The organism is Micromonospora yasonensis (assembly GCF_026013475.1).
GTDB lineage: Bacteria > Actinomycetota > Actinomycetes > Mycobacteriales > Micromonosporaceae > Micromonospora > Micromonospora yasonensis.
In genome coordinates this window covers 1-12116 of sequence record NZ_JAPDPH010000211.1, presented here as the reverse complement: position 1 = coordinate 12116, position 12116 = coordinate 1, and the positions used below count along the sequence as shown (strand labels likewise).

The 12116-nt window shown below is 73.2% G+C and carries 8 protein-coding genes and 2 tRNA genes; 1 reads left to right on the top strand and 9 read right to left on the bottom strand.

Annotated features, from left to right (window positions below; genetic code table 11):
* Together ONA70_RS29330 and ONA70_RS29325 are read right to left on the bottom strand one after the other, a co-directional pair.
* Positions 1 to 781: MFS transporter (locus ONA70_RS29330; protein ID WP_265009731.1), on the bottom strand; the 781-nt coding region annotated here is incomplete at its 3' end.
* 55 nt (positions 782 to 836) lie between these two features.
* Entirely contained in the window at positions 837 to 1097 is a 261-nt protein-coding gene (locus tag ONA70_RS29325; RefSeq protein ID WP_265009730.1) for a hypothetical protein, read from the bottom strand.
* A 251-nt stretch (positions 1098 to 1348) separates the two neighbouring features.
* On the opposite strand from ONA70_RS29325, the gene ONA70_RS29320 reads away from it, so the two are divergent.
* Positions 1349 to 5854 (top strand): cation-translocating P-type ATPase, encoded by a 4506-nt coding sequence (locus tag ONA70_RS29320; protein ID WP_265009729.1) that lies wholly within the window; start codon positions 1349 to 1351, stop codon positions 5852 to 5854.
* A gap of 203 nt (positions 5855 to 6057) precedes the next feature.
* Here ONA70_RS29320 and ONA70_RS29315 read toward each other — a convergent pair whose 3' ends face one another.
* The 7 genes from ONA70_RS29315 to gyrA all read right to left on the bottom strand — a co-directional run.
* Positions 6058 to 6477 (bottom strand): CBS domain-containing protein, encoded by a 420-nt coding sequence (locus ONA70_RS29315; protein WP_265009728.1) that lies wholly within the window; start codon positions 6475 to 6477, stop codon positions 6058 to 6060.
* Positions 6478 to 6658: 181 nt separating this feature from the next.
* On the bottom strand, positions 6659 to 7612 hold the full coding sequence (locus ONA70_RS29310; protein WP_265009732.1) for an L-threonylcarbamoyladenylate synthase: 954 nt from the start codon (positions 7610 to 7612) through the stop codon (positions 6659 to 6661).
* Between the two features lie 761 nt (positions 7613 to 8373).
* Positions 8374 to 8449, bottom strand: a tRNA-Ala gene (locus tag ONA70_RS29305).
* A gap of 42 nt (positions 8450 to 8491) precedes the next feature.
* Complete coding sequence (locus tag ONA70_RS29300) at positions 8492 to 8620, bottom strand: DLW-39 family protein (protein ID WP_265009727.1); 129 nt, start codon at positions 8618 to 8620, stop codon at positions 8492 to 8494.
* A gap of 42 nt (positions 8621 to 8662) precedes the next feature.
* Positions 8663 to 8736 (bottom strand) — tRNA-Ile (locus ONA70_RS29295).
* Positions 8737 to 8880: 144 nt separating this feature from the next.
* A complete protein-coding gene (locus tag ONA70_RS29290) occupies positions 8881 to 9783 on the bottom strand; it encodes a DUF3566 domain-containing protein (protein ID WP_265009726.1) in 903 nt (300 codons plus the stop codon).
* Between the two features lie 3 nt (positions 9784 to 9786).
* On the bottom strand, positions 9787 to 12116 hold a 2330-nt coding region (gene gyrA, locus ONA70_RS29285), incomplete at its 5' end, for a DNA gyrase subunit A (protein ID WP_265009725.1).

Here is a 12116-nt window from a genome sequence, read left to right as displayed (position 1 = left end):
CGCTCGCGCCCGCCCCGCAGGCCCAACCGGTCCGGGCCACCGCGCCGGCCGGTAGCGCGCCCCGGGTCGCCGACGGCTCCAGGTCGCGGCGCGGCGTCAGACCGGCCTTCATTCGGCCCGGAGCGCCGCCTAGCGGCGCGGAGGCCGAATCATGGCCGCCAGCCGAGCTGGAGTTGTCGCAGCCCAGCGAACGCAGCCCGGGCTGGATGAGCAGCGCCGCCGGCACCGCCACCACCGGCACCGCGAGGAAGACCCAGCGCCAGCCCAGGTGCTCCACGATCAGGCCGGCCACCGCCGGGCCGACCAGCGACGGCACCACCCAGGCCGCCGCGAACGCGGCGAAGATCCGCCGCCGCAACTCCTCCGGGTACGCCTGACCGACGATCACGTACAGCGCGACGGAGAGCAGCCCGGAGCCGAAGCCCTGCACCACCCGGCCGACGACCAGCACCCCCATCGTCGGGGCGATGCCGGCCACCGCGAGCCCGGCCACGAACCAGGCCACCCCGTGCCACATCGGGCCGCGTGGTCCCCGGGCGTCGCACCAGATCCCGGAGAGCACCATCGCCACCACGCCGGAGGCGAACGGGCCGGCGAAGGCGAACGCGTACAGCGCCAGCCCGTCCAGGCTGCGGGCGACCGTGGGCATCGCGGTGCCGACCGCGAGGGCCTCGAAAGCAAGTAGCGAGACCAGGGCGACACTGCCCACGGTCATCGCCCGCAGAGACGGGACGAAGAGGTGCGCGGGTGGGGCCGCCGGCGCGGCGGTGGCGGTCGACATGGGCTCAAGCATCGTTCCTCAACCCGGATTGAGGTCAACGGTGAGCCCCGTCTCGTCAGGCCGACTCGAGCGACTCGCCGACGCCCTTCACCACACCGGACAGGTGCTGGTCGGCCAGCAGGTGCCCGGCGGTGATCACCAGGGCGATCGGCCACTCGATCACCTGGAGCGCGGCGAGTACGCCCAGCCCCGCGTAGTAGGCCACCTTGTCCGGCGTGGGCACCGCCACCTCGCCGAGTATCGGGATGTCCACCCGCCGGCCGTACGCCTTCATCGACTCGCGCCCCCCACTGAGGTGCCGCGTCAGGGTGCTCATTCCTGCCTCCCCGGTTCCGACGACCACATCGACGTCTGAGCGGCATTCCACGGGCGGCCTGGTCCATGCCCGGGCCACCGGGGAAATTCCCCTGGCCAGGGGGCATAACGGACGCCGCGCCGGGAAGTCGGGCCGCCGGACGGAACGCGGGAGGCGACGATGGCGTACGGCTACGACGACTTCAGCCCGGCGCGTCTCCGCGGCGACGGATGCAGCGGGGAGCGGGGCCGGCTGCTCGGCCATACGACTCGATGACCTCGCTGGGCCGGTACGCCGGGCTCCTGCGGTCGCCGGCCACCTTGCCGGACGTCGTCGCGCGGGTCGTCCGTACCGTCGCCACCGCCGTACCGGAGGCGGCCTCTGCGGCTTCGGACGCCGCCCCCCGCTCGCTCGGCGAGGCGGCCGGGAGCGCGGGCGCCGCAGCGGGCCGGCTGGCCCGGCTCGCTGGGCTGACCCGGCGACGGGTCTGGACCCGGGACGGCCGGCACCACATCGAGGTGCACGGCGTCTGCCAGAACGGCGGGGACCGGCTGGCCCGGCAGGTCGAGGAGGCGCTGGAACGGATGCCCGGGGTGGCCTGGGCCCGGGTCAACGCGCCCTCCGGCCGGGTGATCGTCGCGGTCGAGGAGCCCCGGCCCAAGCTGCGCGACCTGATCGCCACCGTCGCCCGCACCGAGCGGGTCTGCCCGCACGAACCGAATCCAGAGATCCCGCCACCGCACCCGCCCGAGGAGGGCCCGCGGACGCCCCGCACCCTGGGCGGGCTGGTCTCGGACGCGCTCGGCCTGACCATCTCGGCAGCCACCCGGATCCTGCCGTTCACCCCGGTCCCCGGGGAGGTGGCCGGCTTCCTCACCGCGATCGACCTGCACCCGAAGCTGCACGCGCTGGCCGATCGGGGTGTGCGCGCCGACCCTCGCGCGGACGTGCTCTTCCCGCTCGCGGAGGCGGTCGTGCAGGGCCTCACCGGTGGCTGGTCCGGCATCGTCCTCGACGGCGCGCAGCGGATGGTGCAGTGGGGCGAGGCACGAGCCCAGCTCGCCGCCTGGTCCAAGAGCGAACCGAGGCTGACCGGCACCCCGGAGCGGGCCGTCGCCCGGGCACCCAAGGGGGAACGGCCCTGCCCGGTGCCGGACGGCCCCGCCGAGCGGTACGTCTCCCGCGCGCTCGCCGCCGGCGCGACGGCCGGTGCCGCGGCGGTGCCGGTGGCCGGCCCGAAGCGGGCCGCGTCGGTGGCCCTCTCCGCGCTGCCCAAGGCACCCGGAAGCGGACGCGAGGGGTACGCCGCCCAGCTCGGCCGGATACTGGCCCGGCGCGGCGTGATCGCCATGGACCGCAGCGTGCTGCGCGAGCTGGACCGGATCGACACGGTGCTGCTGGACAGCCGGGTGCTCGGCTCGGACCGGGGGGTGCTGGCCGACCTGGCACCGCTGCCCGGCGCGGACACCGGGCAGGTCGCCGCCCGGGCGTTCGCCCTGTTCGACCCGGCCGACCCCGACGGAGTATGGCAGGCCGACGGCTGGCGGCTCGGGCCGCTGGACCGGATCGACGCCGAGAGCCCCGGCGACACCGAGGACAGCCGGCGGCTCCGGGAGGACGCCGGGCACCTGCTCGGCCTGGCGGACGGCGGCCGACTCGCCGCCGTACTGCGGGTGGAACCGGAGCCCGCGCCCGGCGTGGACGCGCTGCCGACCGCCACCCGCCAGGCTGGACTGCGGCTCGTGGTGGCCGGCGACGACGACGGCCGGTACGGCTTCGCCGACGCCCTGCTGCCCGGCGGCCCCCACCTCGCCGACTCGGTACGCGCCCTGCAACGCGAGGGCGCGGTGGTCATGGTGGTCTCCGGTGACCGGGCCGCGCTCGGCGCCGCCGACTGCGGGGTCGGCGTCTCCGCCCCGGACGACCTCCCACCCTGGGGCGCGCACCTGCTGGTCGGCGACGACCTGCGGATCGCCGCGCTGCTGATCGACGCGACCGGGATGGCCCGCCGGATGACCGGCCAGAACATCCGGCTCGCCATGGCCGGCAGCGGCCTGGCCGCGCTGGGCGCGTTCACCGCCGACCCGCAGCAGCTTCCCGGCCGGACCCTCAGCGCGGTGAACGGCACCGCCGCGCTCGCCTTCGCCCATGGCGTCTGGCGCGCCCACCGGCTGCCGGACCGGACCCGTACCCCGGTGCCCGCGCTGACCGCCTGGCACCTGATGCCGGTGCCGACCGTGCTCGACCAGCTCGGCACCGACCAGGACGGATTGACCACCGATGAGGCCGCCCGCCGCCGGCGCGAGGCGACCGGCGAGCACGGCGGCCCGACGGGGCTGCTCCGGGCGTTCGTGGCGGAGCTGTCGAACCCGCTCACCCCGGTGCTCGCCGCCGGCGCGGTGCTCTCCGCCGCGTTCGGCTCACTGGTCGACGCGGCCCTGGTCGGCGGGGTGGTGGGCGGGTCCGCGCTGATCGGGGCGGTGCACCAGCGCAACACCGAGCGGTCCCTGGCCGAGCTGCTCTCCCGCTCGGCGGTCACCGCGCGGGTGCTGCGCGACGGCGTCGAGCAGGTGCTGCCCGCCGAGGACCTGGTGGCCGGGGACGTGGTGATGGTGGGCCCCGGCGACGCGATCCCGGCCGACTGCCGGACCCTCACCTCGGACGGGCTGGAGGCCGACGAGTCCTCGTTGACCGGCGAGTCACTACCGGTGGCCAAGGCGCCTGAGCCGGTGGTGGCGGCAGCCGTCGCCGAACGGCACTCGATGTTGTACGAGGGCACCACCGTCGCCGCCGGCCACGGCACCGCCGTGGTGGTGGCGACCGGGGAGGAGACCGAGGCGGGGCGGAGTCTCGCCCTGGCCCGGCAGGCTCCGCCGGCCAGCGGGGTGGAGGCACGGCTCGGGAAGCTGACCAGTGCGGCCGTGCCACTGGCGGCCGGCTCGGCGATCGCGGTGGCCGGGGCGGGACTGCTCCGGGGCGTACCCCTGGCGGAGACGGCGGCGACCGCCGCGAACCTGGCCGTGGCCTCGGTGCCGGAGGGACTGCCGTTCCTGGTCAGCGCCGCACAACTGGCGGCGGCGCGGCGGCTGGCCGAGCACGGTGCACTGGTCCGCAATCCCCGGACCATCGAGGCGCTGGGCCGGGTCGACGTGCTCTGTTTCGACAAGACCGGCACCCTCACCGAGGGCAAGCTGCTGCTGGCCGGGGTGGGTTCCGGCGACGACCGGTACGCCCCGCCGGACCGGCTGGACGAGCCGCTGCGGCTGATCCTGGCCACCGCGCTGCGGGCCACCCCGGCGGCGGCCGACCCCGACGAGCTGCCCCAGCACACCGACCGCGCGGTACGCCGGGGCGCGGGCACCGCCGCAGTGGTGGAGCAGACCGGCGCGGCCGACTGGACGGCGGTGGGCGGGCTGCCCTTCGAGCCGTCCCGGGGCTACCACTCCACCGTCGGGCGGGACACCGAGGGGCTGCTGCTCAGCGTCAAGGGCGCGCCCGAGTCGGTGCTGCCCCGCTGCACGGCTCGGCGCACCGTCCAGGGCGATCGGCCGTTGGACGACGCCGGACGGGCCGCGCTGCACGCGATGCTCGCCGACCGGGCCCGGGCCGGGCACCGAATCCTCGCCGTGGCCGAGTGCCGGATCGGCACCGAGTCGGTCACCGACGAGCAGGTCGAAGGGCTGATCTTCGTCGGCTTCCTGGCCCTCGCCGATGGGGTACGGGAGAGCGCCGCGCCCGCGGTCCACCGGATCCGGCAGGCCGGCGTGCACACCATCATGATCACCGGGGATCATCCGGCCACCGCCGAGGCGATCGCCGCGAAGATCAGCCCCGACCACGGCGCGCAGCGGGTGGTCACCGCGACCGACCTGGACCGGCTCGACGACGAGGCCCTCGCCGAGCGGCTGACCGCCACCGACGTGGTGGCCCGGTGCACCCCGGCGCACAAGGTCCGCATCATCCAGGCACTCCAGCGGCACGGCCGGACGGTGGCGATGACCGGCGACGGCGCCAACGACGCCCCAGCCATCCGGCTGGCCGACGTGGGCATCGCGCTCGGCCAGCGAGGCACTCCGGCGGCCCGGGCCGCCGCCGACCTGGTGGTCACCGACGACCGGCTCGAGACGATCATCGCCACCCTGGTCGAGGGGCGGGCGATGTGGTCCTCGGTCCGCCACGCGCTGAGCATCCTGGTCGGCGGCAACCTCGGCGAGATCGCGTTCAGCGTGCTGACCGCCGGCGCCACCGGCCGGTCCGCGCTCACCGGCCGGCAACTGCTCCTGGTCAACCTGCTCACCGACCTGGCGCCGGCACTGGCCATCGCGGTCCGCCCGCCCGCCTCCGACCGCGCCGACCACCTGCTGCGGGAGGGACCGGACACCTCCCTCGGCGAGACGATGACCCGGGAGATCGCGCTGCGGGCCGGGGCCACCACGCTGGGCGCCACCGCCGGCTGGACGCTCGCCCGGTACACCGGGCGTCAGCGCCGGGCCGGCACGGTCGCCCTCGCCTCGCTGGTCGGTACCCAGCTCGGCCAGACCGTGCTGGCCGGCGGCACCAGCCCGACCGTGCTGGCCTCCACCGCCGCCTCGATCGGCGTGCTGGTGGCGGTGGTACAGACCCCCGGGGTGAGCCAGTTCTTCGGCTGCACCCCGCTCGGCCCGGTGGGCTGGACCATCGCCACCGGCTCCGCGCTCGGCGCCACCTTCGCCAACGCCGCACTCACCCGGCTGGTCGACCGCCTGCCGCAGCACGGTGTCCGCCCGCACGGCTCATGAGCAACGCCGGCCTGACCGGCCCGCCGGGCCACCGCGGATTGCGGGGCCGCCGCGGATTGCGGGGCCGCCGCGGATTGCGGCAGGTCGTGGTGTCCCGGAGCGGTGACGGCCCGGGTCGCCGCAAGGCGGGCCGACTCGCCCCGGACGGCGAGCGCCGCCCTCGCCGGCAGGGCCGGTGCGGGGGCGGCGCTCGGGGGGCCGGGTCAGGCGCGCTCGGAGATGGCCTCGATGAGATCGCCCACCGGGCGTTCCGGCAGCGACCGGGCCACGTCGGCGACGGCCACGATCCCGACGAGCTCGCGCCCGTCGATCACCGGCAGCCGGCGTACCTTGTGCTGCCCCATGGTCCGCAGGATCTCGGCCGCGTCGTCGTCCGCGCCGATGGTCACCGCCTCGCCCTGGGCCAGCTCACCCGCGGTCACGCTGCCCGGGTCGCGGCCCTGGGCGAGCACCTTCACCACGATGTCCCGATCGGTCAGCATGCCCCGGAGGCGGTTGTCGACACCGCAGATCGGCAGCGAGCCCACCCCGAGCTCAGCCATCTGTCGGGCGGCGGTACGGAGGTCGTCCTGTTCGCGGACACAGCTCACGTTGCTGGTCATGATGTCGCGTGCGGTCGGCATTGGGCACACACCTCACTTTCGGGGGGTTGATACCCGTACCTCCTACCCGCGCCGGCGGCCACCATGCCGGCAATCCGAGACCCGCGTACGCCGAGCGGATGCGGCGGCTGGCCAAAACGGAACCCCGCTACGTCAACCTGGAGGTCACCCACCAGGAGACCTGACCGGCGCAGGTGGGCGGTCAGTGCCAGGTGGCGGCGGCCCGCCGCAACCGGTCGTTGATCGCGCGGCCCACCCCGACCTCGGGAACCGGTTCCGCGACGATCTCGGTCACCCCGGCCGCGTCGAGCCGGTGCAGGGCGTCGAAGAGCCGCGCGGCCGCCACGGTCAGGTCGCCATCGGGCGACAGCACCTCCACCGCCGCCCATTTGCCGTCCGCCGGGCGCTCCCGGAAGGCCAGGAACCCGCGCCGGCCGCCGTCGCCGGGCGCCGGTCCGGCCGTCTCCAACCGCAGTGGCGTACGCGGGGCGTAGTGCGCGGCCAAGGTCCCGGGCGCCACCGGCTGGCCGGAGCTGCCCGGTCGTACCTCGACCGGCCCGACCGCCTCGACCAGCGCCTCCACCGGCAGCGCACCCAGCCGGAGCACCACCGGCCGCTCGCCTCGGGCGTCCACGATCGTCGACTCGATGCCGCACCGGGTGGGCCCTCCGTCGAGCACCACGTCCACGGCGTCGCCCAGCCCGGCCACCACGTGCTCGGCCCGGGTCGGGCTGAGCTGCCCGAACCGGTTGGCGCTGGGCGCGGCGACCGGCACCCCGGCAGCGGCGATCAGCGCCCGCGCGGCCGGCTCGTCCGGGACCCGGACCGCCATGGTGTCCAGTCCGGACGTGACGATCGGCGGGATCGCCGCCGGCCGGTCCACGATCAGCGTGAGCGGTCCGGGCCAGAACCGTTCGACCAGCGCGGCGACCGCCGGCGGCACCTCGCCGACCAGGCCGGGCAGGTCGGCGGCGTCGGCCAGGTGGCTGATGAGCGGGTCGAAGCTGGGCCGGGCCTTCGCCGCGAAGATCCGGGCCGCAGCCTCCGCGTCGAGCGCGTTCGCGCCCAGCCCGTAGACCGTCTCGGTGGGGAAGGCGACCAGCCCGCCGGCACGCAGGACGGAGGCGGCTTCGGCGATGCCGATGTCGGCCGACAGGACGCGCGGGGATCCGGTGCTCACGTCCCGACGCTAGCCTGCCGCCCACCACCCGATACGCGGGGCCACCGGTAACGCCGTTGTCGCCGGACAGGTCATCGTGCCTGATCGACCCGAGCAGGAACTACATCGACCTCTACCAAGGCTGAGCCGCCCACGGTTACGGGCCCGTGGATGGCCCGCGCCGGTACGAGCCCGTTAGCTGCCATCGGATAACTTGCCCTATGCCCGTCATCGATCTGAGTGCGCCGGCCCGCCCCCTGTCGCCTCGCAGGACGACAAACCCTCGGCTCGTCGCAGCGCTGGCAGTCTTGGGGCTCGGGTGCCTCAGCGGGGAGCCGGTGAACCGGCCACAGCTCGCCCCTGAGGTGCGGTGCGAGTCGCTGCAGAAGACCGTCACGGGTGAGTTGGATCTGGCCGCCTCGGCAGCAGGTGCCGCACCAGGAGCAACGGCGAGAGTGCGCGAAGTGGTCGCTGTAGATGCTAAGACCGGATGTGTCGTTTCGGTGCAGTTCTGGGGTGAACCGGAGCAACCAGCTGATTGAGCGGATCCCCTCGTGCGGCCTTGGCCAGGGCGAGGAGCTACGCACGGCAATGGAGCTGCTCGGGTGCCCCACGATCCGGATGACAGCCGACTCCTCTGGGCACGTCCTGCCCGCGGGGCTCATCAGGCTGTCTCGGCCATCGATCGCGTGCTGGGCGAGGAGGGGACGGCGTGACGCTTGGCTGTGCCCGGAATCGAGATCAACCAAGGGAAGTGCTGGTGGAGCCCAGGGGACTTGAACCCCTAACCCCTGCCTTGCAAAGGCAGTGCTCTGCCAGTTGAGCTAGGGCCCCGAGGCGGGCGGAGCCGCCCGGTGCTGGCAGTCGGAGGGACGGTCAGCGCAGGTCGGGAGCGGTGGTCGCCTCGTGCCACAGGGCGCGCTCGTCGTTCGAGGCCTTCACCTTCTTGGCCACCAGGGCGGCCACGCCGACGACGCCGGCCAGGATCAGGAGCTTCTTGAACATGGGGCGACCCCTCGCGCTCGGCTACCGTCCGACGGTGTGCGGTGGGGCTAGCTGGAATCGAACCAGCGACCTCAGAGTTATCAGCTCTGCGCTCTAACCGACTGAGCTATAGCCCCGCGTAGCGACGAGCAAGGTTAACCCATCGCCGCCGCCGTACCCAAATCGGGGGTCCGTGGCGGCTCTCGCCCGTACTGGCTCGAATCTACCCACGTACGCGACGCCGGGGCGACCGCTTTTCGCGGCGCCCCGGCGTCGGTCGTTCAGTCCCGCTCGGCGAGGGTCAGCTCGATCCCGCCGACCAGATCGGCGCAGACGTTGTAGACGAACGCGCCGAGGGTGGCGAGCGCGGTGAACAGCACGACGTTCACCAGACCGATCAACGCGGAGCTGAGGATGACGCCCTTGGCGGTGATCCGGAACCCGCCGCCGCCCTGGCTGCCGGCGTTGACCAGATCGGTCAGGCTGGCGTTGACGCTCTTGAACACGCCCATCGCGTCCAGGGCCAGGTAGAGCACCGAGGTCGCGACGACCACCACGATGAAGAGCACCACCGAGACCGCGAACGCGAACTTCATCACGGACCACGGGTCGATCCGCTTGAGGTTCAGCCGGGCCCGGCGCGGCCCGCGCGACGCGGCCGAACTGATCGAGCTACGCGCGGCGCGTACCGCCTCACCGACCCGGGCGGCACCGACGGCGGCGGCGCCGCTGATGCCCGGCGGGAGGCCCCCGCCGTTGGCCGGGCGGCCGGGGGCGCCGGGACGGGCGCCGTCCGGCGAGGGCTTCGCCGCGGTGCCCATGCCGGCGCCGACGCGCGGCTGGGTGCCGGTCGTGCCGGTGGACGGCCTGGCCGTACCCGTGGTCTTGATCGGCTGTGTCGTCGTGACGGCGGGCTTGGCCGTGGCGGCGGCCGGACCCCCGACGGAGGTCGGGGCGTCGACCTGCTCGGTCTGGTCGCCCGTTCCCGAGTCCTCCGCGGGCTTGTCCGGCGGCGGAGCCATGCCGGGGGCCCGGGTGAACTTCGGGGCAGGCGCATCGGCGGGGACCGTGGCCCGGCCCACGGCCGCGCGGCCGGTCGCTGGTGTACCGCTCTTGGCGGTCTCCTCGTCGACCGGGTTGGCCGAGGTCCCCTTGTTCCCCGACTTCGCCTGTGTCTCCGTCATCAACTAGTCCTGTTCGTCAGGCTCGTCGGCATTGCGAGCAATCGCCACGATAGTCACGCCGTCCGGGAGGTCCATCAGCTTGACCCCCATTGTGTTCCGGTCCCGCGTACGGCGTACAGGCTTCACCGGAGTCCGGATGACGCCACCGTTGCTGGTGATGGCGAACAACTCGTCGTCCGGGCTGATCACCACCGCGCCGACCAGGCCACCGCGTCGCTCGGTGATCTTCGCAGTCAGCACGCCCTTACCTCCCCGGCCCTGGACCGGGTATTCCTCGATCGGGGTACGTTTCGCGTATCCGCCATTCGTTGCGACCAGCACGTCCATCTCCATGCCCTCGCGGACGACCTCCATGGCAAGGAGAACATCGTCCTCGCTGAAGCGCATGCCGATGACGCCGGAAGTGGCACGTCCCATCGGGCGCAGCGCCTCGTCGGTGGCGTTGAAGCGGATGGCCTGGGCGTTCTTGGACACCAGCAGGAGGTCGTCGTCCGGGCTCACCAGGGCAGCACCGACCAGCTCGTCCTCATCGCGCAGATTGATCGCGATGATGCCGCCGGAACGGTTGGAGTCGAACTCCTCGAGCCGCGTCTTCTTCACCAGGCCGTTCTTCGTGGCCAGTACCAGGTAGGGGGCCACCTGGTAATTCGGGATTTCGATGATCTGCGCGATCTGCTCGTCCGCTTGGAAGGCGAGCAGGTTGGCCACGTGCTGGCCCTTGGCCACCCTACTGGCTTCCGGAAGCTCGTACGCCTTCGCCCGGTATACCCGTCCCTTGTTGGTGAAGAACAGGATCCAGTCGTGCGTCGAGCATACGAAGAAGTGGCTGACAATGTCGTCCTGCCGGAGCGTGGCGCCGCTGACGCCCTTGCCGCCGCGCCGCTGGGAGCGGTAGAGGTCGACCTTGGTGCGCTTGGCGTACCCGGTGCGGGTGATGGTGACGACGACGTCCTCGCGGGCGATGAGGTCCTCCATCGAGACCTCGCCGTCGAACGGGATGATCTTGGTGCGCCGGTCGTCGCCCCACTTCGCGACGATCTCGCCCAGCTCCTCGGAGACGATCTTCCGCTGCCGCTCCGGCTTGGCGAGGATGTCCTTGAGGTCGGCGATCTCCAGTTCGAGCTTGGCCAGGTCGTCGAGGATCCGCTGCCGTTCCAGGGCGGCCAGCCGGCGCAGCTGCATGTCCAGGATCGCGGTCGCCTGGACCTCGTCGATCTCCAGCAGCCGGATCAGGCCCTGGCGGGCGTCCTCGACCGTGGGTGAACGCCGGATCAGGGCGATCACCTCGTCGAGCGCGTCGAGCGCCTTGGTCAGACCGCGCAGGATGTGCGCCCGCTCCTCGGCCTTGCGGAGCCGGAACGCGGTCCGCCGGCGGATGACCTCGATCTGGTGCTCGACGTAGTAGCGGATGAACTGGGCCAGGTTGAGCGTGCGGGGCACGCCGTCGACCAGGGCCAGCATGTTGGCGCCGAAGGTCTCCTGGAGCTGGGTGTGCTTGTAGAGGTTGTTCAGCACCACCTTGGCGACCGCGTCGCGCTTGAGGACCAGCACGATCCGCATACCGGTACGGCCGGAGGACTCGTCCCGGATGTCGGCGATGCCGCCGAGCTTGCCCTCCTTGATCAGCTCGGCGATCCGCTCGGCGAGGTTGTCCGGGTTGACCTGGTACGGCAGCTCGCTGACCACCAGCGCCGGCCGGCCGCGCTTGTCCTCCTCGACCTCGACCACCGCGCGCATCCGGATCGAGCCGCGCCCGGTCCGGTACGCGTCCTGGATGCCGGCCTGGCCGACGATCAGGCCGTGGGTCGGGAAGTCCGGGCCCTTGACGATCTCCAGCAGCGCCTCAAGGGTGGTGGCCTCGTCCGCCTCCGGGTGCTCCAGGCACCACTGCACGGCCGCGCCGATCTCGCGCAGGTTGTGCGGCGGGATCTTGGTGGCCATGCCGACCGCGATGCCCTCGGAGCCGTTGATCAGCAGGTTGGGGATCCGGGACGGCAGGATGGTGGGCTCCTTGGCCCGGCCGTCGTAGTTGTCCTGCAGGTCGACGGTGTCCTCGTCGATGTCCCGCAGCATCTCCATGGCCAGCGGGTCGAGCTTGCACTCGGTGTAGCGCATCGCCGCAGCCGGATCATTGCCCGGCGAGCCGAAGTTGCCGTTGCCGTCGACCAGCGGGTAGCGCAGCGACCAGGGCTGCGCCATCCGGACCAGCGCGTCGTAGATTGCCGAGTCGCCGTGCGGGTGGAACTGACCCATCACGTCACCGACGACCCGGGAGCACTTCACGTAGCCGCGGTCCGGCCGGTACCCCGAGTCGAACATGGCGTAGAGGATCT